General features: G+C 43.9%; 24 protein-coding genes and 1 rRNA gene (1 of these 25 cut by a window edge). 8 read left to right on the top strand and 17 right to left on the bottom strand.

Annotation, left to right across the window (positions count from 1 at the left end):
- A 16S ribosomal RNA gene (locus BN1765_RS04675) occupies positions 1-537 on the bottom strand; it reaches 1,012 nt to the left of the window's first position.
- A 356-nt stretch (positions 538-893) separates the two neighbouring features.
- A complete protein-coding gene (locus BN1765_RS04670; protein ID WP_050614074.1) occupies positions 894-1,760 on the bottom strand; it encodes a nucleotidyltransferase-like protein in 867 nt (288 codons plus the stop codon).
- Between the two features lie 154 nt (positions 1,761-1,914).
- On the opposite strand from BN1765_RS04670, the gene BN1765_RS04665 reads away from it, so the two are divergent.
- A complete protein-coding gene (locus BN1765_RS04665) occupies positions 1,915-2,265 on the top strand; it encodes a YgzB family protein (RefSeq protein WP_050614073.1) in 351 nt (116 codons plus the stop codon).
- Between the two features lie 83 nt (positions 2,266-2,348).
- Here the strand turns inward: BN1765_RS04665 and perR are convergent, their stop codons facing one another.
- From perR to BN1765_RS04645, 4 genes are all read right to left on the bottom strand, one after another.
- Positions 2,349-2,783 carry a peroxide-responsive transcriptional repressor PerR gene (gene perR / locus BN1765_RS04660; protein ID WP_390621165.1) on the bottom strand — a complete coding sequence of 145 codons (435 nt, stop codon included), beginning with the start codon at positions 2,781-2,783 and terminating at the stop codon, positions 2,349-2,351.
- Between the two features lie 112 nt (positions 2,784-2,895).
- Complete coding sequence (locus tag BN1765_RS04655; protein ID WP_050614071.1) at positions 2,896-3,444, bottom strand: cob(I)yrinic acid a,c-diamide adenosyltransferase; 549 nt, start codon at positions 3,442-3,444, stop codon at positions 2,896-2,898.
- Between the two features lie 275 nt (positions 3,445-3,719).
- The gene (gene bcp, locus BN1765_RS04650) at positions 3,720-4,196 is read right to left on the bottom strand and encodes a thioredoxin-dependent thiol peroxidase (RefSeq protein ID WP_050614070.1); all 477 of its coding nucleotides are present in this window, start codon (positions 4,194-4,196) and stop codon (positions 3,720-3,722) included.
- A gap of 66 nt (positions 4,197-4,262) precedes the next feature.
- Positions 4,263-4,685 carry an ion channel gene (locus BN1765_RS04645; protein WP_230199498.1) on the bottom strand — a complete coding sequence of 141 codons (423 nt, stop codon included), beginning with the start codon at positions 4,683-4,685 and terminating at the stop codon, positions 4,263-4,265.
- 280 nt (positions 4,686-4,965) lie between these two features.
- On the opposite strand from BN1765_RS04645, the gene BN1765_RS04640 reads away from it, so the two are divergent.
- The 3 genes from BN1765_RS04640 to BN1765_RS04630 all read left to right on the top strand — a co-directional run bounded on the left by BN1765_RS04640 (position 4,966) and on the right by BN1765_RS04630 (position 12,513).
- Positions 4,966-6,264, top strand: coding sequence for a glutamate-1-semialdehyde 2,1-aminomutase (locus BN1765_RS04640; protein WP_050614069.1), 1,299 nt, complete (start codon positions 4,966-4,968; stop codon positions 6,262-6,264).
- Positions 6,265-6,585: 321 nt separating this feature from the next.
- A complete protein-coding gene (locus BN1765_RS04635; RefSeq protein ID WP_050614068.1) occupies positions 6,586-11,058 on the top strand; it encodes a glutamate synthase-related protein in 4,473 nt (1,490 codons plus the stop codon).
- Positions 11,059-11,433: 375 nt separating this feature from the next.
- The gene (locus BN1765_RS04630) at positions 11,434-12,513 is read left to right on the top strand and encodes an FUSC family protein (RefSeq protein ID WP_050614067.1); all 1,080 of its coding nucleotides are present in this window, start codon (positions 11,434-11,436) and stop codon (positions 12,511-12,513) included.
- 82 nt (positions 12,514-12,595) lie between these two features.
- Here the strand turns inward: BN1765_RS04630 and nikC are convergent, their stop codons facing one another.
- The 9 genes from nikC to fabL all read right to left on the bottom strand — a co-directional run bounded on the left by nikC (position 12,596) and on the right by fabL (position 22,849).
- Positions 12,596-13,495 carry a nickel transporter permease gene (nikC, locus tag BN1765_RS04625; RefSeq protein ID WP_050614066.1) on the bottom strand — a complete coding sequence of 300 codons (900 nt, stop codon included), beginning with the start codon at positions 13,493-13,495 and terminating at the stop codon, positions 12,596-12,598.
- A 16-nt stretch (positions 13,496-13,511) separates the two neighbouring features.
- Entirely contained in the window at positions 13,512-14,516 is a 1,005-nt protein-coding gene (locus tag BN1765_RS04620) for an ABC transporter permease (protein ID WP_050614065.1), read from the bottom strand.
- Between the two features lie 123 nt (positions 14,517-14,639).
- On the bottom strand, positions 14,640-16,241 hold the full coding sequence (locus BN1765_RS04615) for an ABC transporter substrate-binding protein (protein ID WP_050614064.1): 1,602 nt from the start codon (positions 16,239-16,241) through the stop codon (positions 14,640-14,642).
- Positions 16,242-16,309: 68 nt separating this feature from the next.
- Positions 16,310-17,281: an ABC transporter ATP-binding protein gene (locus BN1765_RS04610; protein WP_050614063.1), complete on the bottom strand. Its 972-nt coding sequence runs from the start codon at positions 17,279-17,281 to the stop codon at positions 16,310-16,312.
- Entirely contained in the window at positions 17,278-18,270 is a 993-nt protein-coding gene (locus BN1765_RS04605; protein ID WP_069202995.1) for an ABC transporter ATP-binding protein, read from the bottom strand. The genes BN1765_RS04610 and BN1765_RS04605 overlap by 4 nt, the downstream gene beginning before the upstream one ends.
- 529 nt (positions 18,271-18,799) lie before the next feature.
- Positions 18,800-20,545 carry an ABC transporter ATP-binding protein gene (locus tag BN1765_RS04600; protein WP_050614061.1) on the bottom strand — a complete coding sequence of 582 codons (1,746 nt, stop codon included), beginning with the start codon at positions 20,543-20,545 and terminating at the stop codon, positions 18,800-18,802.
- A gap of 157 nt (positions 20,546-20,702) precedes the next feature.
- The gene (gene ntdP, locus BN1765_RS04595; RefSeq protein ID WP_050614060.1) at positions 20,703-21,230 is read right to left on the bottom strand and encodes a nucleoside tri-diphosphate phosphatase; all 528 of its coding nucleotides are present in this window, start codon (positions 21,228-21,230) and stop codon (positions 20,703-20,705) included.
- A gap of 590 nt (positions 21,231-21,820) precedes the next feature.
- Positions 21,821-22,024, bottom strand: a complete 204-nt coding sequence (locus BN1765_RS04590; protein ID WP_050614059.1) for a gamma-type small acid-soluble spore protein — start codon at positions 22,022-22,024, stop codon at positions 21,821-21,823.
- A gap of 75 nt (positions 22,025-22,099) precedes the next feature.
- Positions 22,100-22,849, bottom strand: a complete 750-nt coding sequence (gene fabL, locus BN1765_RS04585; RefSeq protein ID WP_050614058.1) for an enoyl-[acyl-carrier-protein] reductase FabL — start codon at positions 22,847-22,849, stop codon at positions 22,100-22,102.
- A gap of 84 nt (positions 22,850-22,933) precedes the next feature.
- Here fabL and BN1765_RS04580 point away from each other — a divergent pair, with 84 nt between their 5' ends.
- A complete protein-coding gene (locus BN1765_RS04580; RefSeq protein WP_050614057.1) occupies positions 22,934-23,158 on the top strand; it encodes a hypothetical protein in 225 nt (74 codons plus the stop codon).
- A 15-nt stretch (positions 23,159-23,173) separates the two neighbouring features.
- Here the strand turns inward: BN1765_RS04580 and mutY are convergent, their stop codons facing one another.
- Positions 23,174-24,265, bottom strand: coding sequence for an A/G-specific adenine glycosylase (mutY, locus tag BN1765_RS04575; RefSeq protein WP_050616672.1), 1,092 nt, complete (start codon positions 24,263-24,265; stop codon positions 23,174-23,176).
- A gap of 321 nt (positions 24,266-24,586) precedes the next feature.
- Here mutY and BN1765_RS04570 point away from each other — a divergent pair, with 321 nt between their 5' ends.
- The 3 genes from BN1765_RS04570 (at position 24,587) to BN1765_RS19265 (ending at position 26,073) form a co-directional block, all read left to right on the top strand.
- Positions 24,587-25,567 (top strand): metal-dependent hydrolase, encoded by a 981-nt coding sequence (locus BN1765_RS04570; protein ID WP_050614056.1) that lies wholly within the window; start codon positions 24,587-24,589, stop codon positions 25,565-25,567.
- Between the two features lie 160 nt (positions 25,568-25,727).
- Positions 25,728-25,892 (top strand): small, acid-soluble spore protein K, encoded by a 165-nt coding sequence (sspK, locus tag BN1765_RS19270; protein ID WP_069202994.1) that lies wholly within the window; start codon positions 25,728-25,730, stop codon positions 25,890-25,892.
- A gap of 22 nt (positions 25,893-25,914) precedes the next feature.
- Positions 25,915-26,073 (top strand): YpzG family protein, encoded by a 159-nt coding sequence (locus tag BN1765_RS19265; protein ID WP_069202992.1) that lies wholly within the window; start codon positions 25,915-25,917, stop codon positions 26,071-26,073.
- A gap of 59 nt (positions 26,074-26,132) precedes the next feature.
- Here the strand turns inward: BN1765_RS19265 and BN1765_RS04565 are convergent, their stop codons facing one another.
- The gene (locus BN1765_RS04565; protein ID WP_050614055.1) at positions 26,133-26,462 is read right to left on the bottom strand and encodes a YfhH family protein; all 330 of its coding nucleotides are present in this window, start codon (positions 26,460-26,462) and stop codon (positions 26,133-26,135) included.
- Positions 26,463-26,466 lie beyond the last annotated feature (4 nt).

The following is a 26,466-nucleotide window of genomic DNA, read 5'->3' as shown; positions in this document are numbered from 1 at the left end:
TACCGCGGCTGCTGGCACGTAGTTAGCCGTGGCTTTCTGGTTAGGTACCGTCAAGGTACCAGCAGTTACTCTGGTACTTGTTCTTCCCTAACAACAGAACTTTACGACCCGAAGGCCTTCTTCGTTCACGCGGCGTTGCTCCGTCAGACTTTCGTCCATTGCGGAAGATTCCCTACTGCTGCCTCCCGTAGGAGTCTGGGCCGTGTCTCAGTCCCAGTGTGGCCGATCACCCTCTCAGGTCGGCTATGCATCGTTGCCTTGGTAAGCCGTTACCTTACCAACTAGCTAATGCACCGCGGGCCCATCTATAAGTGATAGCCGAAACCATCTTTCCTTCTTCCTCCATGTGGAGGAAGAATCTATCCGGTATTAGCCCCGGTTTCCCGGAGTTATCCCAGTCTTATAGGCAGGTTGCCCACGTGTTACTCACCCGTCCGCCGCTGACTTCGGGAGCAAGCTCCCTTCTGTCCGCTCGACTTGCATGTATTAGGCACGCCGCCAGCGTTCGTCCTGAGCCAGGATCAAACTCTCCAATAAGTGTTTGACTTGCTCATAAAATAAAACTTGTGTGTTCCAACTCTATTGGAACTTTTAGTTAGAATTAACGTTGACGTGTTGTCTTGTTTAGTTTTCAAAGAACATTTTCACTCACAAGAAGCTTTTTCATTTTATCACATCTTCTTTAGTGAGTCAACAACTTTTTTCAGTTGTTTTTTCATTCGCTTAGCAGCGACTTTTTTAATATAACATTTGGTTTAAAACCTGTCAACAACTTTTTTAAAATCTTTTTCATTAGCTGTTGTTGTTATATCAGTTGTTTGCGCCATCTCTTAGCGACGATTTATACTTTATCATCAAATATATTATTGGTCAATAACTTTTTTCAAAAAAAGTTATTTAATTTTATATAGACGATGATAAATTTCATTTCCCTTTGTTTCAATCAGCACTTCTTCAATAAGATCCTTCTCGATCATATATTCAATTAAGGGAGCTAGGTCTACGGAATAATATTTTAATTCTTTTTCATTAACCAATTCATTAATCGTCCAAGGCTCTTCCCTGGATGAAAGGATATCCATTAAATGCTGTGTTCCTGTTTCAGTTCTGCTGTAGATTAAAAATTCGCTTGCCAAAAATAACAGTTCAAGTCTTTTATCCAATCCTTCTTCGCTAGTGATTAGTTCTTCGTATAACTTATAAATTTGGGGTTCAATATGCTTTACCTGGTCCCAAACGGTAACTTCAGGATAAAATCCGCTTTCTATGACAGCGAGCCTCGCCAAATGGTGCAAAGAATGAATGATATTATTATAGGCATCCATATAATGCTCTGAATCGAAAAATACCTTGCCATCTGTGTATCTGCGGATCAGTTTAGCAAATTCAAGGCCTTTTTTCAGTTTTCTGCCCTGGAAAGGAAAATCCATAATTTCTTTTTTGAGCTGCGAAATATTCTCATTACGGTCATAGATAATCTTCCCGTTATGGAGCCACTCGATTAAACGGCGGTTGCTGCCAAGCAAAAGCCATTCCTGTACCTGCTTCATTCCCACTACATAAAGGGCAGCCTTTTTATCTTGATACGAATAGTGTTTGATATTTAATTCCGGCTCCTCTTTATTTGTAATGACAATCAACACGTAATCGAACGAATCCGTTATATCTGTCACTATATTTTTCTTTTCAACAAGCAAGATTCCCAAAGTCGAAGCCGAGCTGGCTCTTTCCTGATAGATAGGGCGTAATATATCCTCCATATTGATTCCTCCAAATATTTCACTAAATGATGTTTTCGACGTAACTATTATAATTCCTCCTTAGCGATTCAACAAATTTCGACAACTCCCTTGAAATAACTCGTCCACTCTATTGGTTAAATATGTTATATTTAGTAATTAGAGGAGTGATATAATGGCTAAACGATCGAGCAAAATCAACCGAATCCGCACTTTTGCACTGAGTCTCGTTTTCATCGGCATCATCGTTATGTACGGAGGCATTTTTTTCCGCGGCTCACCGATTGTAATGAGCATCTTTATGATTCTTGGCGTTCTCTTAGTGCTGGCAAGCACAGCCATCTACTTCTGGATTGGGATGATTTCGACCAAGACCGTTCAAGTAACTTGCCCCAATTGCCAAAAGGTAACGAAAATCCTTGGCCGAGTGGATATGTGCATGTATTGCAATGAACCGCTGACATTGGATAAAAATTTGGAGGGCAAAGAGTTCAAGGCCTCTTATAATAGAAAAAGAATTGATTGAAGAAGAAGGCCGCCCAGTGGGCGGCCTTTATTCTACTTGTAAAACGAAAAAAAGAAGCGGGCGTATTCCAGTACGCCGGCTTCTTAATGCGCTTCTTTTGCTAGGCAGTCCGGACATTCGCCGTACACTTCCAAACGATGTTGGTGGACCTTAAATCCTGTAACATGCGCAGCCAATTGTTCCACCTCATCCAATCCTGGATAATGAAAATCGACGATATTGCCGCAATTCATGCAAATGATATGGTAATGGTCGGAAGTAGTGAAATCAAACCGGCTGGAAGAATCTCCATAGGTTAATTCCTTAACTAATCCTACCTCTTTAAAAACCCGAAGATTATTATAAACCGTTGCCACGCTCATGTTCGGGAACTTGCCTTCGAGAGCCTTGTATATTTCATCTGCTGTAGGATGGGACATTGAGTCAATGAGATACTCAAGTATCGCATGACGCTGAGGCGTTATTCGAACACTTGATTTCTTAAGCATTTCCAATGCATCTTCCAACTCATGTGTCATCGTCATGCACCTCCTTTATATTATATAGACTCTTTTATTTTGGACCTATTATTATTTTATAATGTTTATAATCAGTGTAATCCGCGTATGCTGTTTTTGTCAATCAATCTATCTATTGGTGCAATGTCGGTTCTGTACAATGTAATTTATGGTTTACATAACGGGCGGCAATGAACAACAGATCGGATAATCTGTTCAAATACGAAAGCACAAGGGGGTTCACTTCTTCACCGAGCGCCACTGCTTCCCTTTCTGCACGCCGTACAATTGTTCGCGCCACATGAAATGCAGCTCCACTTTGATGCCCTCCCGGAAGAACAAAATTGGTCAGCGGAGGAAGCTCGGCATCCCAACGGTCAATGGTCTCTTCCATATAAGTAACATGTTCTTCCTTTAATTTCCACGGCACTTTTTTCCCCGCAGGCGTTGCTAGCTCTGAACCGACATGGAATAACTCTGTTTGCACTACATGAAAAACCTTCTCTACTTCTTCCTTGGTATCGAATTGCTCATTGCGCAAGTGGCTGATGGCTAAACCAATCATCGAATTCGCTTCATCACATGTCCCATATGCACTTACCCGCAAATCTGTTTTTTTCACACGCTGGCCATAAACCAGAGATGTTTTCCCTTTGTCGCCGCCTCTTGTATACACTTTCACCTTTCATTTCCCCTTTTATATAAGTTATTTCATTGTCCGATGATTATACATGCTCTTTAGATGGCTGGCTTGGACTTATATACCCATCATACCATCCTTCACATGGAAGCGATAATACCAATATAAGCACATTAGCATTATTGCTTCAGGAGAAAAAAAGCAGACCTTTAAGATCCGCTTTGAAAGTAGAAACTTTTATGAGGAGGTGTTTCCTTATACTGCATGATATGCAACTGCTCGTATCAGGAAGTGGACAGCCGCCCCTCTTCTAAAAATTAGGCTTCATTCAATTCTTCCCGTATGAATGCCAGCGCTTCTTCCACATGCCCTTTCACCTTGACCTTCCGCCACTCTTTGGCCACATTGCCATCCACGTCAATGACAAAAGTGGAACGCTCAATGCCCATATATTCTTTGCCGAAATTCTTCTTCAGCTTCCAGACACCGTACGCTTCCGCTACTGCATGGTCTTCATCAGACAGTAAATAAAAAGGCAGTCCGTGTTTTTCTGTAAATGTTGCATGCCTAGCGATTGGATCGGGGCTAATTCCGAGGATCACTGCATTTTCATCCGCAAACTCGGAATGCCGATCGCGAAAATCACATGCTTCCGTTGTGCATCCTGGCGTCATATCCTTTGGATAAAAATATAATACGACGTTTTTTCCTTTATAATCAGACAATGATATCTTCTCTCCCGTAGAAGTTGGCAATGTAAAGTCAGGTGCTTTCATTCCGGCTAAAACAGTCATTTGTTATCCTCCCATTCTCATTTATATCTTCTAGAGTACAAAAAATACGCTCCCGTTTCAATTCAATCAGCGCTTTGAGACATGATCAAATTCAATGACCGTTCTGACAAAAAAAGCTGCCGGCAGTACATATCCAACAAAAGCCTGCACCGTGGCGATCATCCTGCCGATGCCGATTGGCGTTAAATCTCCGTAACCAACTGAAAACATCGTCATTGTACTAAAGTAGATCGATGTTTCAAGCATAAGGAAAAAATCTCCCGTCAACCGTATGCCGTTGTCGAGAATGACGCTCATATCTCTCATTTCCAACAGAAGATACAACAAGGCAAAGCCAATACAGATTGTCCCATATAAAAAAGCCAACCAAATAAAATGACTGAGCGATATTTTTTGCATTCCTTCATCTAAAGGAGAAAATAAGGCTTTGATGCTCATTAACATGCACAGAACAACCGCACTGACCAGCAAATAAAAAACCACAACCATCCCCCGCTTCTCTCTATTAGTACACTTTACTCCCGATAGGCCCTGTTTATGTTCATTACTTTGCGCAGACATAATCACGATTGAAGCCTATTGTTGTTAGAAGAAGAATAGCTATTTGAACAAATTGAAACAGCTCTCCGCTTTCACACGACATCATATTGTCCATCTTACAGTTCCATCAGAAAGCTACAGAAGACAGTCATTTTTCTATCATGTTAATGGTACAATGAGTACGTGAATGCATAGCATTTGTTTTAGTTATGAAGGAGAGGATCAATAAATGAATGTAATCAAATCTGAAGCATTACATAAAGAAGCATTGAAACATATTGTGGGCGGGGTGAACAGCCCTTCCCGTTCATATAAAGCAGTGGGCGGAGGTTCCCCCGTTGCGATGGAGAAAGCAAAAGGAGCCTATTTCTGGGATGTGGACGGCAATAAATACATCGATTATTTGGCTGCCTACGGCCCGATCATCACAGGGCATGCGCATCCACATATTACGGAAGCCATCAAAACAGCAGCAGAAAACGGAGTTCTATACGGCACTCCAACACCTTTCGAAGTCAAATTTGCTGAAATGCTAAAAGAAGCCATCCCAGGCATGGAAAAAGTACGGTTCAATAACTCGGGAACTGAAGCAGTCATGACAACCATCCGGGTGGCACGTGCCTATACAGGGCGCGACAAAATCATCAAATTTGCCGGCTGTTACCACGGCCATTCTGATTTAGTCCTTGTCGCAGCAGGATCAGGCCCTTCCACGCTCGGAACGCCAGATTCAGCAGGAGTACCAAAAAGCATCGCTCAGGAAGTCATCACAGTTCCATTCAATGATATTGATTCCTACAAAGAAGCACTGGACAAATGGGGCGACCAAATAGCTGCTGTCCTGGTTGAACCAATTGTCGGCAACTTTGGAATTGTTGAACCGAAAGAAGGATTCCTAGAGGCAGTCAACGAGCTGACTCATGAAGCAGGTGCACTTGTTATCTATGATGAAGTAATTACGGCCTTCCGTTTCATGTACGGCGGAGCGCAAAACCTATTGGGGGTCACTCCCGATCTGACTGCTTTGGGCAAAATAATCGGCGGCGGCCTTCCAATCGGCGCCTATGGCGGCAAAAAAGAAATCATGGAAAAGGTTGCTCCGTTGGGGCCTGCCTACCAGGCTGGAACCCACGCAGGCAATCCTGCATCCATGTTGTCCGGTATCGCCTGCCTTGAGGTTCTGAAGCAAGAAGGTGTATATGAGGAACTTGACCGTCTCGGCAAAATACTCGAAGATGGAATCCTCGCTGCAGCAGCTACCTACAATATGCCGATTACCATCAATCGATTAAAAGGTGCTCTGACCATCTATTTCACAGAAGAAAAAGTGTATAACTACGAGCAAGCTGAAAATACAGACGGAGAAATGTTCGGGAAATTTTTCAAGTTGATGCTAGAACAAGGCATTAATCTAGCTCCTTCTAAGTATGAAGCCTGGTTCCTGACAACCGCTCATACCGAAGAGGACATCCGTGAGACCATCAAAGCCGTGGAACATGCCTTCAGCGTACTCTCTAGCGGTAAATAATATACATTTTATTCATTTTTTATACACCCCTGAAGTTTAAACGCTTCAGGGTTTTTATTTTCTCTTTTTGAAAACGTTTACAAATAAGGGGTGGAGCTATTTATGCAAATACCCGATATGATTCGCATATCCATCTTCTTGTATATTTAATTGATTTCAGAATATTTTGATGATATTATAAATCTATCATTCTCTAACCCGCTTTAGCGCATTTCTTTTTAATTTCTTTCCTGAAATATGTCTTTTCAACTTCTTACATTTATCATTTTTTAGGAGGTGGACGGTGGATATGGGCTTTTCGCTTATGTTCGCCAACTTATTATGGACCAACAATGGAGCCCACGTTTATTCAGCGATTTCCACAAGCAGGAACACGATGCCTGCGGTATTGTCTCTTGTATTGAAAAAGAGCGCATCCCCACCAGAAATAATATTTTTACCTGTATAGATGCCTTAGTAACAATGAATCATCGAGCCGGTTTTATAAATGGGGAAGGCGATGGAGTTGGAATCCATATCGATATCCCCCGTGCCTTATGGAAGAAAAAATTAGAGCAGCAAGGATTGGACGCTGAACTGGCTGAATCAGAAACATTTATTGTTGGGCATTTCTTTTTGAGCAGACAGTTCGAGACAGCAACATTGCAGCAAGAAATAAAAGAAAAAATGCTTCAGGCCGGCCTTCCTATCCTATTTGAATCAACAGAGGTCCATAATCCGTCAGCACTTGGCCCAATCGCCATTCAAGAGAACCCCGTTTTTTGGCAAATAGCCTGCCACAGCGATACACAGGACCAGAAACAGCTTTCCAAAACCCTCTTTACGCTCATTCAAACAATTGAAGACAACGATTATATTCACGTTGCCTCTCTAAGCCAGTATCACGCGGTTTATAAGGTAATGGGGGCAGGCCATATTCTCCCCCAGTATTACAGTGATCTGGCTGATCCATTGGTGGCTTCCACCATGACGCTCGGCCATAACCGTTATTCCACCAATACACTCTCCAGCTTTTTTAGAGTGCAGCCATTCTCGGTACTTGGCCATAATGGGGAAATCAATACAATCGCCCGTCTTCGCAAAGAAGCTAAAATGGCTGGCGTTCATCTGGTAAAGGACGGAAGCGATTCCCAGGATTTGAGCAGGACCATTGAGACATTCATCTGTGAACACGGCTTCTCATTGTTCGAAGCAATGGATATCGTATTCCCGCCAATCATTAATGAAATGAAAGCCTATGATGACAACCTTCGCAATGCATATACGTATATACGCGAAGCGTGGGGACATTTCGCCCAAGGGCCTGCCGGCATTATTTCCCGTTACGGAGACGAAGCGGTCTTTTCGGTCGATGCACTTGGGCTCAGACCGTTATGGATGCTAGAAACCGAATCTTCCTATTTATTTTCTTCCGAACCGGGAATCATCCTTTCATCCGAATATTGCTGGGAACCTAAACCAATCGGCCCCGGCGAGAAAGTCGGCCTCAGATGGCAGGAAAATACAATAAAAATGTACGACTATCACAGCTATCAAGAAGAAGTTTTTGCCCTGTTCTCAGACAGGTTTTTGATCGACAATGACGGCAACCGGCTAAAAAGCCCGAAATTAAAAACAACCCATTCGCCTGCTGTTCCAAATAAACTGCATAATGGCCATTATGCAGCCATGGGCTGGGAAAAGGACCATGTGCAATACGTTGAACAGCTGGCCGAAAAAGGAGCTGAGCCTATCAGGTCACTTGGGCACGATGCCCCTCTGGCTGCCTTGAACAACGGCAGAAGGAATGTGGCTGACTTTATTAAAGAAAGCGTAGCTGTCGTGACCAATCCCGCCATCGACCGCGACAGGGAAACAGAGCATTTCTCCACGCGGACCGTCCTCGGAAAACGGCCATCGCTGTCAAAGAAACAACGTGCTAAACATGTCTTAGAATTGATTTCGCCTATTTTAGTAGAAGGATCTATCGGCAATGAGTGTTCTAGCTTGATCAATCAACCCAGCTATGACAGCGTAGTATCCTATTTTAAGGATAAAGGCTTGTCCCATACCCTATCGTGCGCTTTCCAGGAATCGAGCACTATTAAAGATGCTTTGGAACGGCTAGGCGAGCAAGCAAAAGCCGCTGTTCTGGACGGCGCCAGCCTGTTAATCTTAGATGATGGTTCAGCCCATCAGGACGGAAACTTATGGATTGATCCACTCTTGGCCACATCTGTTGTCGACAGGGCGCTTTCTGAAGCCAACGTCCGCCGGGATTGTTCCATCCTGCTACGTTCCGGTGCAATTCGGTCTCTCCATGATTTGATGACGGTATATGGACTGGGGGCAGATGCCATCAATCCTTATTACATGTTCCTCACAGTATCAGGCGAGGAAATAAAGCCAGTCGTCAACCTGTTCACCGGACTGAATAAAGGAATCGAAAAAGTGATCTCAACCATCGGAATCCATGAATTGCGGGGATACGGCCGTTTATTCTCAGCCATCGGGTTGAATGAGGAAATCGCTTCTCAGCTAGGCATAGTGAATTTCCTTGGGTCTGATGATCTGGCCTATGATTTTGAACTGCTGAAAAACGATGCCCTGCAAAGAGCGGAAGATTTTCAAAATGAAAAAGCAAAAATGGGCCGGCCATACAGTCTCCTTCCAAGGATTTGGAAGGCAATCGGCGAGGTAGCCGCCACGGGGAAATATGACACTTACCGAGATAAAATCGCCGAACATGAAACCGGTACGCCGACATCGATCCGCCATTTAACCACTTTCAAACAGGGAAACAAGCAGATACAACCTTCCGATGTAAACATCGGAGTTGGCGAGCACAGCTATCCATTCATTATTTCATCCATGTCTTTCGGCTCGCAAAATGAAATCGCCTTCCGTGCTTACGCGGAAGCCGCCGACCGCCTTAATATGATTTCTTTAAATGGTGAAGGCGGCGAAATAAAAGATATGCTCGGCAAATATCCGAAAACACGCGGACAGCAAATTGCATCTGGCAGATTCGGCGTCAATGCAGAACTGCTTAATTCCTCTAACCTGTTGGAAATTAAAATCGGGCAAGGAGCTAAACCCGGGGAAGGCGGCCATCTCCCCGGCTCCAAGGTAACGGCCAAAATTGCCGAATCAAGAAATGCTACAATCGGGTCAGATCTCATTTCACCTTCGAATAATCATGATATCTACTCCATCGAAGACCTTTCACAGATGATCCTTGAATTGAAAACGGCAAACGACCAGGCGAAGGTAGCCGTTAAAGTGCCTGTGGTCCCCAACATCGGCACCATCGCAGTCGGAATCGCCAAGGCTGGAGCTGATATTATTACACTTTCTGGCTTTGATGGAGGCACCGGCGCAGCCAGAATCCATGCCCTTCAGCATGTGGGCCTTCCTGTAGAAATAGGCGTAAAAGCTGCCCATAATGCATTACTTGAGGCCGGTTTAAGAGACCATGTCGAGCTATGGGCAGACGGCGGAATAAAAAGTGCAAATGATGTATTGAAAGTCATGCTTCTCGGCGCCAATCGAGTAGGCTTCGGGACCCTTTCGATGATCGGGGTCGGCTGTACAGCCTGCCGCGGATGCCATCTGGATACATGCCATGTGGGCATTGCCACACAGATTGAAAGTGAAGCTCAGGCAAAAGACCATGGTTTGCGCCGCTTTGTTCCCCGCCAGTTTGATACGGCCGTCATGAATCTTACCAATATGTTTAAAGCTTTTGGAGAAGAACTCCAGCGATTGGCAGCAACGTTGGGCGTTAAGAATTTACAGGATGCAGTCGGCCGTTCTGATCTGCTTGAACAGTCCACCGGCACAGACCTTCTGGATCTAACCTATTTGTTAAAAAACCTGGAAATCAGCCAACTGAACCACCAGGAAGCAGCAGCCTCTTCAGAAGCCCATACGTATCAAATGGCAGTCGGAGCTGAATATCTAGATGGCAGTGAGGAAGCCCTCCACCAATCAAGAGCATTCAGTGAAGTTACGTCCGAGCAGCGGGTCCTTGGTTCCCGGGTATCGTGCCACCGTGTCCGCGGCCGCCTTGATGGCTCATACAAAACACTGCCGCCAGTCTCGCTCTCTTATGCAGACGGCAGCATTCCCGGCAATGGACTAGGGGCCTATAACAGCAGCGGCATCGACATCAGGGTATCCGGCGGAGCCCAAGACGGCATTGGAAAAACGTCCTTTGGCGGTAACATTATGGTCTTCAAGTCAAAAGGCAAAGACGGACATATGTATAATGGCTCTGTCGGCAAAGGATTTGGCTACGGCGCCCAAAAAGGCCTCTTGATTGCCCAAGGAAACGCCGATGCACGCGCTGGAATCCGGCTGTCCGGAGCTGATTTAATCATAGGAGGCCAATTGATAAAACCTATTCCGAAAGAAGAGCATGGTAATATCGGCATCCATTCCAACATTAAAGGATTCGCCTTTGAGTATATGACAAACGGAAGAGGCTTAGTGTTGGGAGACATTGGGCCATGGGCCTGTGCAGGGATGACCGGAGGAGTGGTTTACCAGCGAATCCAACCGGATATGGGATTAACCACAGAAGCCATTATGAGAAGAATATCATTGGGAGCAAAAGTAACGATCGAAGCTCTCACCGATTCAGGCAAAGAGGATATTACGGAACTATTGACACATTATTGCACCGCTTTAAGAGAACAGAAACAAGAGCGGGAAGCTGAACAGGCAGAAGCATTGCTGAGCGCCCCAGAGAAACACTTTGTGCAGATTGTTCCAGTCAAGGAACAAGCAGATCCTTCCGTTTCTACCGAGTAATTGATGTAACTTTTTTAAATATGTCTAAGGCATCCCCTTTTATTTTTCAACGGGATGCCTTTTCTTTGCTTCTTTTTCAAAACTATTAAATAAATATGATTGTTAATTAGGCTAAAAATAGAGTGATTGGGGAAAAACATTCTAACGGTGTTCAGCCGATTTCAATTTTTTTAATTTCTCCACTTCATTCTCTTATAGTCATATGAAACTCGCCAAAAACAGCGTTTATTAACCTAATAAATCCCTTTCCGCACTTGCGCAGAAAGCCAAACTCATGTATATTACAGTATTGTTTGTTTATTAAATGTACATTTGTGTAAAAGAAAAGAATAAAATAAAATTATCTAAACGAATGAGAAAGGAACCTATTTTTATATGAAAATCGGTGCCCGTATAATTAAAACCGGCATTGCGATTGTCCTGGCCCTTCTGCTAGCACGAGTGCTGAAAATTCCTACTCCATCGTTTGCAGGAGTTGCCGCTATTTTCGCAATCCAACCTACCATCTACCGTTCTTATCGGACTGTTATTGAACAAATACAAGGAAACATCATAGGTGCCTTGATTGCAGTTGTTATGGTTCTAATATTCGGAAACAGTGTCTTTTTTGTCGGGCTTGCTGCCGTATTGGTGATTATTTTTAATCTTCGCCTTAAAACGAACAATTCCATCACACTTTCAGTCGTTACAGTGATTGCTATCATGGAAACTCAAAACGGCGCTTTTCTGCAATTCGCTTTTCTGAAATTCACGACAGTACTTTTAGGAATTCTATCAGCCTTTGTCGTTAACTTGCTATTTATTCCGCCAAAATATGAAACCAAGCTGTATTATCAGCTAATAGGCATCTCTGACGAAGTGTTTAAATGGATCCGTATATCGACCCGCCATACATCCGAAAATACACATATCAAAAATGATATTCAAAACTTAAAAGACCAATTGATTAAAGTCGAACAACTTTATCTGATGTATAAGGAAGACCGCGAATGGTTTAAAAGAGCCCAGCATGCCAAAGCGCGCAAATCGGTCGTCTACCGCCAAATGATTGCCTCTACCAAGAAAGTGCTAGAAGTATTGCGGAAACTGAACCGCTATGAGAACCAATTCCACCATATGCCTGAGGAGTTCCAAACAGCCGTACAGGAACAACTCGATTATCTAGTAACACAGCATGAACAGATTCATTTAAAGTATATACGTAAAGTAAAGGCATCCTATACGTATGAATTCAACCCTGTTCAAAGCCCGCGGGACTTGTTGAATTTATTTCTATCGATTGAAAAAGATTCAGATAAAAAAGATGAAAAGGACATCTATCATATGATGGCCCTCACATCATCCATCATGGAATATGAGGAACACCTTCAGCATCTTGACACATTGATCAGCTCATTCCAATCTTTCCATAAAGAAGATGAGGAAATTAAGGTAGAATCTCAAATCCAAGAATAGATACGCATAACAAAAAGCAGCCGTCAAACGATAGCTGCTTTTTTGTTACTGCTTCCTCAATCAATATGTTAGAAAACCGCCTTTAATTTTTCATGCGTGGATCCAACGCATCCCGCAGTCCGTCTCCCATAAGGTTAAAACCAAGCACTGTCAACATGATGGCCACCCCTGGGAAAATCATGGTCCAAGGAGCTGTCGTCAAAAATGGCTTTGCGTCGGAAAGCATTTTACCCCATTCAGGATTAGGAGCTTCTGCCCCCAGCCCTAAGAAGCCCAACGCTGCCGCTTCAATAATGGCTGTTGCAATGGCCAGCGTCCCTTGGACAATGATTGGCGCCATGCTGTTCGGCAACACATGCTGAAACAGGATCCGTCCATTTCCCATGCCAATCGCTTTAGCGGCCACTATGTATTCTTCTTCCTTTACGCTAAGTACCCTCGATCGGATCAACCGTCCGAATGTTGGTATATTTACAATAGCAATGGCAATAAGTGCATTTTGCAGCGAAGGTCCAAGTACAGCAACGATAGCGATGGCTAAAAGAATACTCGGGAATGCCAACATTATATCGAAGATTCGCGATATGATGCCATCCACCCATCTGCCATAATATCCAGCGACTATTCCCAATAAGCACCCTACCGTCAAAGAGCCGATCACCGAAAAGAATCCAACCCATAGGGAAATTCGCGCCCCATATACCACCCGCGAAAAAATATCGCGCCCAAAGTCGTCCGTACCGAACCAATGATCGGAAGATGGCGGCTTTAGTCGGTTGGCAAGCTCCTGCCCTTTAAAATCATAGGGAGCGATTAGAGGAGCCAAAAAGGCCAGCAATAGAAAAAAGATGACAATAATAGTTCCTACAAGCGCTACCTTATTCTTTGAAAAACTTCTCCACGCTTCTAGCCACGGGGAGACTACTTTCTCTTTATTTTCCTGTATCGGAGGCTTCGTATTCTTATTTGCTGCTAATTCCATTTTTTATCCTCCCATCCTACTTATACTTGATTCGTGGATCAACCGCTGCATACAGTAAGTCCACTATCAGGTTGATCAAGATGAACAGCAAGGCGATCACCAGAATGCCCGATTGAATGACCGGATAATCCCTATAGCCGATTGCTTCATATATATAGCGGCCTATGCCCGGCCAACTAAAAATGGTTTCAGTAAGGATTGCTCCGCCCAACAATAGGCCAGTCTGTAACCCAATTACAGTCAATACGGGAATGATAGCGTTTTTAAAAGCATGCTTGTAAACGACCCAGAACATCCGGAGCCCCTTAGCGCGCGCTGTACGGATAAAATCAGAACGCATAACTTCAAGCATTGTGGAACGAGTGATTCTTGCGATAATGGCCATAGGAATGGTAGCAAGTGCTACACTCGGCATGATGAGATGTTTTAGCACATCAATGAATTGATCGGTTCTTCCCTGCAATAGCGTATCAATCATATAGAGATTGGTAATTGCTTCTACCGGGTCCCGGACGTTATCGCGTCCCGATGTTGGAAGCCATTCCAAATTATTTGCAAACACCCATTGCTCCATCAGCCCCAGCCAAAAAATAGGTATGGATACGCCGATTAAAGCTAATATCATAGCCGTATAATCAAACCAAGAATTCTGGAACCAAGCAGAGATAATGCCTGCATTGACACCGATTACGACAGCAATCAGCATAGCGCAAAGCGCCAATTCTAAAGTTGCTGCCAAATAAGGCCAAATTTCCCCGGAAATTGACGAATTAGTTCGAATGGATGTCCCCAGGTCTCCCGACAGCAAGTTGCCTAGATATTTTATATATTGGGAATACCATGGCTGGTCAAGCCCCAACGTCTTTGTCATCTGTGCGATTGATTCTTTAGTGGCAGCTTGTCCAAGGATGACCTGTGCAGGATCCCCAGGAATGGCACGGATAATGAAAAAAACAATCAACGATAGACCCAATAATACCGGAACCAGCAGGAGCAACCTTCTAACCGTATATGATGCCATATGTCTCCCTCCTTTATTTCACCATGCATCTGTTCGGAAATATCTCTGCCCTAAATCGGCAGAAAAAGCCTGTTCGTTCAGAAAGGAAGCCAGGCTTTGGCTTCCTTTCTGACTGTTAAACCATTATTTTTGAATTTCAACTTTTTCAAGGAAATCTGAACCTGTTGGATGGGCAATGAAATTTTTCACTTTCGCACTGCCTGCAAGCAATGGTGTTGAATGCACAAGAGGAATCCAAGGTGCATCTTCTTTGATTAGTACTTGAGCTTCTTTATATAATTGGTCGCGTTCATCGTCATCGATTGTCTTTTGGGCTGCCGTCAACAATTCATGGACTTTCGGATTGGAATAGCGAGCATAGTTGTTTGTACCGATTGTGTCTTGATCCAGCAATACATATAAGAAGTTATCAGCGTCACCGTTGTCCCCAGTCCAGCCCATCAGGAATGCATCTGCATCACCTTTTGCTGCTTTATCCAAGTACGTTGCCCATTCATAGGAAACAATTTTGGCTTTTACGCCTACTTTGGCAAAGTCAGCTTGGATTGCTTCTGCTACTTTTTGTCCATCAGGCATATATGGCCGTGCAACCGGCATTGCCCAAAGCTCAATAGAAAAGCCTTTTTCATATCCTGCTTGCTTCAGAAGTTCTTTTGCTTTTTCAGGATTGTATTCATAATCTTTCACGTCTTTATTATAGCCGGCTACCACTGGAGGCATCGGATTGATGGCTGGTTCGGCAGCTCCAGAATAAAAGGCATCAATCAAGGCGCTCTTATCGACTGCGTAGTTTAAAGCCTGGCGGACCAATTTGTCTTTTAGCGGGCCGCGTGTATTCGTCAACCCGAGATAAGCCGTATTAAATGAAGGACGCTTAAAAATTTGTAAATTGCTGTCGCCTTCGATGGCAGGCATATCGCTGTAATTGACTCCCTCAATAATATCCGCCTCATTATTTTTCAGCGCATTCAAGCGGGCGCTGTTTTCAGGAATCACCTTAAAAATGACACTATCAAGCTTAGGCAGCCCTTTTTTCCAATACGTTTCATTTTTGACAAGTGTGATTTTGTCATTGCGTTTCCATTCTTTAAACTTGAATGGGCCGGTTCCCACTGGATGTTCATTGAGTTTATCCCCGTACTTTTCAATAGCCGCAGGGCTGGCGATGGCGAATGGGGACATAGCAAGGTTTTTAAGAAAAGGAGCAAGAACACCATTCAGTTTGAATTCAACAGTGTTTGGATCGACTACCTTCACTTCTTCAATGCGGTCTCCGAATTGCGATACATAATAATCAAATTTTTTGTCTGCGCCGCCTTCTTTCCAGCGGTCGAAGTTAATTTTAACTGCTTCGGCATTGAAGTCAGTCCCATCCTGGAACTTGACGCCTTCACGCAATTTCAGCGTATACGTAAGGCCGTCTTCAGAACCCTTCCATTCTGTGGCAAGTCCAGGCACAAGCTCCGTGTTATCATCGCCAAAGTCTATTAACGTATCAAAAATATTCTTTGTGACACGGAAAGCTTCCCCTTCCGTAGTTGCTGCAGGATCAAGATTAGTGGAATCTCCGCCCCGGGCAAAGACTAGCGTCCCGCCTGAACTGGATCCAGACCCTTGATTATCTTTACCGTCTGCATCCTTATCCTTGTCGCCGCCGCATCCCGCTAAGAATGCTGCAAGCACTAAAAGCATCGTAAACAATAGTGCAACACTTTTTTTCTTCATACTGTTCCCCCTTTATAGCTTCTCGCCGTTCCGGCATGTTTTATCATACATGCCTCCTTCCGCTTCATTTAAGACTCATATAAGTGGCAGGAGACATAATGACCCTCTTTTATTTCCTTTAATTCAGGCCGCACAGTTTTACATACATCCATACACTCCTTGCAGCGAGTATGGAAAGCGCAACCCTGGGGCGGATTCGCCGGATTCGGGATGTCTCCGGCAAGCAACTCTGTTTGTCTCTTAACAGTAGGGTCAGCAACCGGCACCGCTGAAAGCAATGCCTTGGTATATGGATGAAGAGGATCTTCATACAAAAGCTCCGCATCGCAGATTTCTACCAATCTTCCAAGATACATGACCCCCACCCGGTCGCTTATATGTCTGACAACCCCAAGATCATGGGCTATGAAGATATAAGTCAACCCAAAATCCTTCTGTAAATCTTCCAATAAGTTAAGAACCTGGGACTGGATGGATACGTCCAATGCGGATACCGGTTCGTCAGCAATGATCAATTTCGGCTTTGTCATCAGCGCCCGGGCAATCCCGATACGCTGGCGTTGCCCTCCGCTGAACTGGTGTGGATAACGCTTGGCATGATAGCTACTTAACCCGACCGTCTCCAACATTTCTGTAACCAAACGCTTTCGTTCGGCACGGTCGCCGATTCCATGGACAATCAAAGGCTCTTCCAATATTTTTTCAACCGTATGACGCGGATTCAAGGAAGCAAATGGGTCTTGAAACACCATCTGCAGCTCGCGCCGAGTCTTTCTCATTTCCGTTTGTGTCATCGAAGTCAAGTCCTTGCCATTGAAGATGATTTTTCCTTCAGTCGGTTCGATCAGCCTCATCAGCATTCGCCCTGTAGTGGATTTTCCACAGCCCGATTCACCTACGAGGCCGAGGGTTTCCCCTTTTTTAACAAAGAAACTTACATCGTCTACCGCTTTTACCTGTCCGATCTGGCGGCCCAGAATTCCTCCGGTTATCGGAAAATGCTTCTTGATCTTCTCTACTTGAAGAAGTACATCGGTCATTGTATGCCTCCTCCTTCCTCATGCAGAAAACAACGGACTTGATGGGCCTGGTCCTCCGTTGCATATAAGTCAGGCGTGCTTTCCAGACAACGTTCAAACGCATGCTCGCACCTGGCAGCAAAACGGCAGCCTTGCTTGATGGACCCGGGTTTTGGCACATTGCCGGGAATGGAATACAGCCGCTCTTTCTTTTCCATGATATCGGGCACCGATTTAAGCAATCCTTGCGTATATGGGTGCTTTGGATTTTTAAAAATATCTTCTACGAATCCTTCTTCCACTATTTTGCCGGCATACATTACGATGACTCTTTGGCATACTTCGGCAACTACCCCTAAATCATGAGTGATCATGATGATGCTTGTATCAAGTTTATGATTGAGATCCCTCATCAATGCCAGAATCTGTGCTTGGATCGTTACATCAAGCGCAGTTGTGGGTTCATCGGCAATCAACAGACGGGGATGGCAAGACAACGCCATGGCAATCATGACCCGTTGCCTCATGCCTCCTGACAATTGATGCGGATATTCCTTCATCAATTGCTCAGCTCTCGGCAGGCCGACGAGCTTCATCATGTCCACCGCTTGGCTGTAAGCTTCTTTCTTGGTGGCATTGCTATGTAATCGGATCGCTTCCATCAATTGGTTTCCGATTGTAAAAAGTGGATTTAACGAAGTCATCGGCTCCTGGAAGATCATCGCCACATCATTCCCTCTGATTTGGCGCATTCTCTTTTCCGAAACATCCACTAAGTTCTCGCCGTTTAGACGTATTTCACCGCCAATAATCTTTCCGGGCGGCTGGGGGATTAACCGCATGATGGATAGAGAGGTGACACTTTTGCCGCAGCCTGATTCACCTACAATCCCGATTACTTCTCCCTTTCCAACAGAAAACGTTATATCTTCCACCGCCGGCACTTCTCCCTCACCTGTAAAAAAAGAAGTCCGTAACTGCTTTACTTCTAACACGGGAGTCTGGCTCACACGCCCACTCCTTTCTTCCATTGTTGTTTTGTTTAATGTTTTTTACATTTATGGAAAATTATATTTCCGGTAAACATATTCTATTAAAAAATAAGACAATCGTCTAGTTATTTTTCTAAATTATCAAAAAATATAAAATTTTAAAAATATACTATTTTCCTCCTGTTTAGTCGATTTTGTATGGTAGAGCATGAAAAACTAAAGCCTTTTTAATATATGGCTATTTTGAGATGCTACACAGCAAAAGAGTTTATACTATATTGATATTAAAAATAATGTCCTGATAGACTGCCGTTCATCTCGGTCTTATACTGCTTCACATTCTCGTTTTGAAACGGGACCCTAACGTCAGTTGGAATGGGTAAATCTCATTTCATTCAGTCATATGCAACCTTTAAGCGCATACAAAATATTGAAATATCTTTTTCACTCGGATCAAAGATACGTATCTTTACATAAAAAACGAGTATAAAACCTTTTCGGTTACATACTCGTTTTTCTCTGTTATTCCAAATATATTTACGATTGCCTATTCAAGTTGTTGTACCTGGAATAGATCATAATAATGCCCCTGCTTGGCCATCAGTTCTTCATGCCGTCCCATTTCAACCACTCGGCCATGTTCAATCAATACAATGCGGTCAGCATGGGTGATTGTCGTGAGCCGGTGGGCCACTATGAAAGTAGTACGGTCTTTCGCCAATCGTTCCATTGATTCCTGGATCAAATGTTCACTTTCAAGATCCAAGGCCGAAGTCGCTTCATCAAGGACCAATAACGGCGGATTCTTCAAGAATACACGCGCAATCGCAATCCGCTGCTTTTGTCCTCCTGAAAGCTTGACTCCTCTTTCTCCCACTTTTGTTTGGTAGCCTTCGGGCAAATTCAGGATAAACTCATGGGCATTTGCTGCCTTGGCTGCAGCAATTACTTCTTCTTTGGTGGCAGAAGGCTTGCCGAGCAGGATATTCGTTTCGACTGATTCACTAAACAATATGGAATCCTGCAAAACCATGCCAATCTGATCGCGCAATGAGCGGACCTGGTAATCCCTGATATCAATGCCGTCAAGAAGGATGCGCCCGCTCGTTACATCATAAAAACGCGGCAACAGAGAAACAAGCGAAGATTTTCCGCCGCCGCTCATCCCGACAAGCGCTACAGTCTCACCCGGATTAATATGGAGATTGAGATCTTTCAGCACCATATTCCCTTTTTCTTCATAGGAGAAGTTCACGTGGTCAAATACGATTTCCCCCTTAACATTTTGGCAGGCAATCGCATTCTCTCCATCGACAATGTCATACTTTTCGTCAATAAATTCAAATACACGGTCCATCGAAGCGAATGCTTGCGTCAGAGTGGTGGAAGAATTGACCAGGCGGCGCAATGGGTCATACAAACGGTCAATATATCCAATGAACGCCATCATCGTACCAACCGTCATATTTCCATGGATCACCAAGTATCCGGAATACCCGATTACAAGTAAAGGCGCAACATCGGTAATCGTATTCACAACTGCGAAAGATTTGGCAAACCATCTAGTTTGATTGAGTGCTTTATCAAGGAAATTCCTGTTTTGCTTGTTAAAGTTCTTCTGTTCATGTTCTTCTATGACAAAACTTTTAATGACAGGCATGCCTTGGATTCTTTCATGAAGAAAGCCCTGGACTTCCGCAAGCGCCTGTGAACGTTGTCTCGTCAATCCGCGCAATCGGCTGAAGAAGAACTTAACGGAAAAAGCATAAAACGGCATGAGAAGCAGTGACACAAATGTCAGTTTTACATCCATATTGAACATGATGACAACCGCTATTAAAATAGTGGCCAGATCCAGCCAAACGTTCATCAAGCCCGTCATGACAAAATCCTTCGTTTGCTCTACATCATTGATTACCCTTGAAATAACTTCTCCTGATTTCGTATTGCTGTAATATTTAAAACTCAACTTATTAATATGGGTAAACAATTGGTTTCTAATATCGAATAATATCCGGCTGCTTGTGCCTTGGGCAAAATATTGCCGGTAATATTCAATCGGCGGCCGGGCCACCACGAAAAGCACCAAAGTGCCTCCAAGCAACAGCAGCAGCTGGTTTGTCTTCTCGCCAGCCGTTAGGCCTGTGCCACCTATAATGTCGTCCACTACATATTTAATAATTAAAGGCAACAGCAACGGTATCGCAAATTTTATAATACCAATGACAATCGTCGCCAAAATGGGCCATTTATAAGGCTTGACCCATTGCATATATCGTCGAATACTCCCCATATATTCCATCCTTTTGTGTGTAAATTGTGTAAGCAATCCAGTGATAACCAGCCGATTTTAGTTTGTCGCAAGCGGCTGGAAACTGTATATATCCTACCCGCTATAAGCTGTTAAAAAAACCTGTTGGGTGCATCAACAGGTTTTCTCCGCCGGCTATTCACCGGTACGTTAAATATCGTTCATACCATGAATCAATAAATTCAGCAGAAAAAGGACCTTTACGCTGTCTGATCCAGAATATTAGCTGGTTTACATTCTTCTTCAAGATACCATCGATCACATCCGGGTAGTTCATTTGCCGTCTATGCCTTTCATACTCATCTTCATCCAAAAGCTGAAAAGTCATATCAGGATACACTTTAATATCCAAATCATAATCAATGTACTTCAATGCTTCATCGTCGCAAATAAAAGGTGAACTAATATTGCAGTAATAATAGATGCCGTCCTCCCGAAGCATTCCGATTACATTAAACCACGCTTGTGAATGGAAATAACAAATCGCCGGTTCCCTAGTGATCCAAGAACGTCCGTCCGATTCCGTTACCCGCACCCGGTCATTTGCCACAATGACAAGCTTTTGCGTCGCTTTCAACACTGTTGTGTCTTCCCAAACACGATGCAAATGCCCATCATGCTTGTAGCTATGAATCTGAATATTTTCTCCTTCCATCGGAATTCTCATATTCTTCTCCCTACTTTCTGATCCACACACGTGCGGCCCTGTAATCCCTTTCCTGTTCTTATATACCCTCTTAACCACAACTTTTTATCATATTACTCATTATAGCGATTAACCAACCATTTTAAAACTTTTGAGCATAAATAGAAAAGCGGAAGACCTCCGTTTAGCTCCGTACAAACTGGAGTGTTTCTCCTCAAGATAAAGGAAACACGGCGAGGTACGAGCCGATGTTGACTTATTGAAGAGAGAAACGCGAAGTTTGCTAGGAGCTGGAGGTCTGCAGCTAGATCGAGAAAAGCGGAGAACATCCGTTTAGAGGCGTATGGACTGGAGCATTTTTCTTGAGATAAAGGAATCACAGAGAACGTAGTGATCTGATGATGACTTATCGTAGAGAAAAATGTGAAGTCCACTAGCCTCTGGATGTTCGGAGCTAGACATCGAGAAAAGCGGAGAACATCCGTTTAGCTCCGTACAAACTGGAGTGCCTTTCTTTAACATAAACAAAAAAGGCACAATGCACCTCTTCCTTCCGTATAAGAAAAGAAGAAGACATCATGCCTTTGTTTTCATCCCGCAATAACGCTAGGTTATTGTTGGCTGTTTTGACCCATAGAACCTGAATTTTGCGCTTTTTTAGCTTCAGATTGTTGGTTTTGTTGTCTTACTTGTGCAACATCTGTTTGGCTAGCGAATTCAGTGCCGTATTGGCCTGATGCTGAAGATGCTGAAGAAGCGTTTTGTTGTCTCACTTGTTGAACGTTAGTTCCTGCTTGTGATTTCTTGTTTGCCATTAGTAATCACCTCCACGCTCATTAATGTAACCATGAGCATGGCGTATTATGTCGGCTATCGCTTGGAAATTACTGTTACACCAATAGTGAAATGCCGCCGTCCACGATGATTGTCTGTCCACGAATCATACTAGAATCATCTGACAGCAGATACATAATCGTCTTAACCATATCATCAATCTCGACAATTCGTCCCGCAGGAGTTGATTTCGCCGCCTCCGCCAAGATTTCGTCACGATTTGGAAAATGTTTAAGCGCTTCTGTGTCGACAGCTCCTCCGGATACTGCATTGACAGAAATATTTTTTGGCGCTAGCTCTACGGCCAGATAACGCGTGATGGCTTCCAAGGCCGCCTTTGAGACGCCAACAGCTGTGTAATTCTCCAGATAGCGGATGGATCCAAGAGAACTGATGTTGACAATCTTGCCGCCTCCGTTTTTCTCCATCAATTTAGCAGCTTCCTGTGCGCAGAACAAGGCTGCTTTGCTATTGATATTCATTGTCCAATCCCAGTGGTGCTCCGTCAGTTCCATAGCCGGTTTTTGGACGCCTGAAGCGGCATTATTGACCAAAACATCAAGTCTGCCATATTCTTCTTCAATCTGCTCGAACATGGCCTTAATTTTACTTACATCGCCTACATTCGCTTTCACGAGCAGCGCTTTGCGGCCCATTGCTTCTATTTCTTCGACTACTTCCATCGCCGCTGTCCGGCTGCGGGCATAATTGATTACGAGGTCATACCCTTTTTTAGCCAGTGTGAGAGCTGTTTGTTTTCCGATTCCCCTGCTGCTGCCTGTTACCAATGCTACCTTTTGTGTCATGTTACCCACCCTTTTCAATTCATTATTTTGTGATTTTTACACAAGCTACTTAGAGAAAACCTACTTGTAAAGGAGAAATGCATTATGTACGTCGGAAGAGATATGGCGGAATTATCTATGTTGAAGAAAAGCGACTGGAAGGATCGGGAACTCCAATACTTCCACCACTCCCTTCAACAAATAGTACCTTATTTGAATGCAGAAGGACAATCGATACATCAGGAAATTATTAAAGAAATTGAAAAACGGGGCGGCCTGAAACGAAATGAAGCCGATTATACGCATGGCACCGTCCTTTTTACCGATTAAAGAAAGAAAGCAGGATCATTCAGAATCCTGCTTTCTTTCTTTATATGCTTTGAACATTTTTTGATAGGGTACCGGAAAGGCGAGTTCCTCCATTTCCTCTTCGTTCACCCATTGAAGCCGCTCCTTCTCCATGATCGATAGGCTTATTTCTTCGTCCATAAAGCCTTCATATGCAGTTATATCCCAAGTTAAATGGGAAAACACATGCGATATCCGGGCTATATTAACGGGCTGAACCTGAACGGGAACGAGGTACGTTTCCAGGAAAGACTCCTCAAATGTTTCTTTATGAAGACCCACTTTCTTCTTATAAGACACACTTGGAAATTGCCATAAATTCGCGAGCAATCCTTTTGCAGGGCGTTTTTGTACTAGATACTGCCCCTTTGAATTGCGGATAACGACTGAGATCCAATCGACATGCTTGGTCTTTTTTACTTTCACTTTTACTGGCAGTTCCAACTGTTTTCCTTCCGCAAAAGCCTGGCAATGTTCCATAACCGGGCACAGCAAGCAAGACGGGCTTGTTGGCGTACAAATTAATGCGCCCAGTTCCATTAACGCTTGATTGAAGTATGAAGGATTATCATGAGAAATCAAGGAACGGACAGCCTCTTCAAAAATAACCCTCGTTTTCGGTTTGGCGATATCTTCTTCAATGACTAAAATGCGGGATAATACCCTCATGACGTTTCCGTCAACGGCCGGCTCGGGCTTTCCATAGGCGATGCTTAGGATGGCTCCTGCGGTGTATGGGCCGACTCCTTTTAACGCGATTATTTCTTCATGGGTATCGGGAACTCTGCCGCCATAGGTTTCCTTCACTTCCCGGATGGCGCTTTGCAGGTTCCGGACGCGTGAATAGTACCCCAATCCTTCCCACGCTTTCAGGATACGATCCTCTTCTGCATCCGCGAAACTTTCCAATGTAGGGAACCATTCCATGAAACGGTTGAAATAAGGAATGACCGTATCCACCCTGGTCTGTTGAAGCATGATTTCCGAAACCCATATCCTGTAGGGATCTGTGTTCTCTCTCCAAGGCAGGATGCGTTGTTCCGTTTCAAACCAGTGGATCAGATCCTGTTGAAACTTCTCAATATCCATCTCGTTTAATGCTTTTATCTCTTGCAAGGCTAAACCTCCATGATGTTACAAAGTATGAGAAAAGGGGAATAGGCAAAGACAATTATGAACCAAGTTCTTTCGAATTCCCCTAAAAGTGATACAATTATAGTAGTGGAATATACTAATAAAAATAATGATGCTCTGAAAGCAGGTCTCTTTGGGCCTGTCCCTAGAAAACGGAAGGCCGGACCCTTCCATCCATTCTAATATGCATATGCTTTTTTTAAAACTAAAAGACATATTTACCAACAGAAGGTTTCCCGTGAAACCAATTTACAAATAGCTAGGAGGTGGCGACTATTGGATACCGGAACTCACTTAGTCATGGGAATAGGCTTGGGTGCCCTTGCAACTCTTGATCCAGTTGTCGCAAGCAGTTCCATCACTGCCCAGGCTGTTATGATTGGGACCATTGTCGGCTCGCAAGCGCCTGATATCGATACAATCCTGAAAATGCGCAATAACGCTGTATATATCAGAAATCATAGAGGCATCACTCATTCTATACCGGCAGTCATTCTTTGGCCGCTGCTCATCACCTCCATAATATCGGCGATTATGCCCTTGGCGGATGTATGGCATGTATGGATGTGGACCTTCCTGGCAGTGTTTCTGCATGTATTCGTTGACATTTTTAATGCATACGGGACTCAGGCCTTGAGGCCCCTTACTTCAAAGTGGATTGCACTTGGCGTCATCAACACATTCGATCCCTTTATTTTCGGCCTTCATGTTGCCGGCATTATTCTGTGGGCGTTCGGAGCGGATCCTGGAATCACTTTTGTTGTTGTTTATTGCGTCATAGCCGTTTATTATATCATGCGCTTCAAGGAACAAAGAAATATAAAGGCCACAATCAAGGGAGCCATTCCTAACACGTGGAAAATCATCCTATCGCCCACTGTGCGCTACCATAAATGGAGAGTTGCTGTCATCACTGACCAGAAATATTTGGTGGGCACCTGCATAAATGGGGCTGTGACGATTGTGGATGAATTCAAACGGATTCCTATCCCTGAAAATCCTGTGTTGGAAGCCGCGAAGCATGACGTCAATTTATCTGCCTTTCTTTCCTTCTCTCCCGTCTATCGATTCGAAATATCAGAAGCCGGCGGATTTCATGAAGTGAAGTTTATTGACCTTCGCTATCGCAGCAATGGCTATTATCCTTTTGTGGCAGTCGTCCACCTTGATGAGGAACTGCAAATCATCAATTCCTATACTGGCTGGATTTTTAGTGAGGACAAATTGAAGAAGAAGCTGAATATGATTACCAACTAAGACAAAACAGACTGCCGTCCATTGTTCCGGCAGTCTGTTTTATTTTTGGGCTTTTATCTATCATCTTTCTTAATGCCAATAATTTCAGCTCTTAATTGGTGTGATTGGGAGCCATACTATAAGCACGCGGTAAATCACGCGTAGTAAGGGGCCATGACAGATGCGGAACAAAGCGAAAAACTTCAAGGAAATCAAACGTCTTGAGGGAGAGCCGAGAGCAAAGGCAGCGTATGCTTCTACACGTGCAGACGGATCCATAAACACCCATCCCCAAGAACGGATGTATGATTCTTCTCATCGGATCAAAGATCAACAAACCAACTAACGATTTGTATGGAGGTATTTCCATGGTTAACAAACGATATCGATTTGGTGATCGCCAATATAAAAGTCCATTCGAAACGACATGGACAAGCCAGAAGCATGCAAAAGCCAGAATCAACGGCCAGACGCAGCAAACGCAAAGCTTGATTATTCTTGAGAGACAGACAAGAAAGCAGTCATAACAAGAACAGGGGTACCCCTATCTTCCCCAATACAAAAGAAAGAATAAGCCGCAAATGGCTTATTCTTTCTTTTGTATTTTTTCCAGCATGGAGATTGGCAATGCCTCCTCCGTGCCTTCCCCGCTCAACCGGTAACCCCATGCAAAAACGCCATTCAAGTAATCGACTTTAAAATAGGATCCCGGGTCTCCCAATATCCCATAGATTTCTCCTTTAGGAAAATCCTTTGGGTCAAGCAGATAAGCCCTCGCCATGATTGCTTTTCGTTCCAGCACGGCAAATTCATTGACCATCCCTAATTGTTCTGCTTTTCTTGCCTTTTCCTGCAACAATCCGATTTCCTGTGTTAACTCATAAGTGGACATGGTACTGTAGCGCTGTTCCCCCATTTTC

It is taken from the genome of Bacillus testis (assembly GCF_001243895.1).
GTDB classification, from domain to species: domain Bacteria; phylum Bacillota; class Bacilli; order Bacillales; family DSM-1321; genus Bacillus_AD; species Bacillus_AD testis.
Note: the sequence above shows the minus strand (reverse complement) of the source record. Positions and strands in the feature narration are given on the sequence as shown.

Bases quoted from the DNA above. Each gene is read 5' to 3' on its own strand.
- fabL (WP_050614058.1), bottom strand. From the start codon at position 22,849: ATGACACAAAAGGTAGCATTGGTAACAGGCAGCAGCAGGGGAATCGGA.
- BN1765_RS04565 (WP_050614055.1), bottom strand. From the start codon at position 26,462: ATGGGGGAACAGCGCTACAGTACCATGTCCACTTATGAGTTAACACAG.
- BN1765_RS04610 (WP_050614063.1), bottom strand. From the start codon at position 17,281: ATGACCGATGTACTTCTTCAAGTAGAGAAGATCAAGAAGCATTTTCCG.
- sspK (WP_069202994.1), top strand. From the start codon at position 25,728: ATGCGGAACAAAGCGAAAAACTTCAAGGAAATCAAACGTCTTGAGGGA.
- nikC (WP_050614066.1), bottom strand. From the start codon at position 13,495: ATGGAATTAGCAGCAAATAAGAATACGAAGCCTCCGATACAGGAAAAT.
- BN1765_RS04600 (WP_050614061.1), bottom strand. From the start codon at position 20,545: ATGGGGAGTATTCGACGATATATGCAATGGGTCAAGCCTTATAAATGG.
- BN1765_RS04615 (WP_050614064.1), bottom strand. From the start codon at position 16,241: ATGAAGAAAAAAAGTGTTGCACTATTGTTTACGATGCTTTTAGTGCTT.
- perR (WP_390621165.1), bottom strand. From the start codon at position 2,783: ATGACACATGAGTTGGAAGATGCATTGGAAATGCTTAAGAAATCAAGT.
- BN1765_RS04580 (WP_050614057.1), top strand. From the start codon at position 22,934: ATGTACGTCGGAAGAGATATGGCGGAATTATCTATGTTGAAGAAAAGC.
- BN1765_RS04590 (WP_050614059.1), bottom strand. From the start codon at position 22,024: ATGGCAAACAAGAAATCACAAGCAGGAACTAACGTTCAACAAGTGAGA.
- BN1765_RS04620 (WP_050614065.1), bottom strand. From the start codon at position 14,516: ATGGCATCATATACGGTTAGAAGGTTGCTCCTGCTGGTTCCGGTATTA.
- BN1765_RS04630 (WP_050614067.1), top strand. From the start codon at position 11,434: ATGAAAATCGGTGCCCGTATAATTAAAACCGGCATTGCGATTGTCCTG.
- BN1765_RS04670 (WP_050614074.1), bottom strand. From the start codon at position 1,760: ATGGAGGATATATTACGCCCTATCTATCAGGAAAGAGCCAGCTCGGCT.
- BN1765_RS04635 (WP_050614068.1), top strand. From the start codon at position 6,586: ATGGACCAACAATGGAGCCCACGTTTATTCAGCGATTTCCACAAGCAG.
- ntdP (WP_050614060.1), bottom strand. From the start codon at position 21,230: ATGAGAATTCCGATGGAAGGAGAAAATATTCAGATTCATAGCTACAAG.
- BN1765_RS04640 (WP_050614069.1), top strand. From the start codon at position 4,966: ATGAATGTAATCAAATCTGAAGCATTACATAAAGAAGCATTGAAACAT.
- BN1765_RS04665 (WP_050614073.1), top strand. From the start codon at position 1,915: ATGGCTAAACGATCGAGCAAAATCAACCGAATCCGCACTTTTGCACTG.
- mutY (WP_050616672.1), bottom strand. From the start codon at position 24,265: ATGGATATTGAGAAGTTTCAACAGGATCTGATCCACTGGTTTGAAACG.
- BN1765_RS19265 (WP_069202992.1), top strand. From the start codon at position 25,915: ATGGTTAACAAACGATATCGATTTGGTGATCGCCAATATAAAAGTCCA.
- BN1765_RS04645 (WP_230199498.1), bottom strand. From the start codon at position 4,685: ATGGTTGTGGTTTTTTATTTGCTGGTCAGTGCGGTTGTTCTGTGCATG.
- bcp (WP_050614070.1), bottom strand. From the start codon at position 4,196: ATGACTGTTTTAGCCGGAATGAAAGCACCTGACTTTACATTGCCAACT.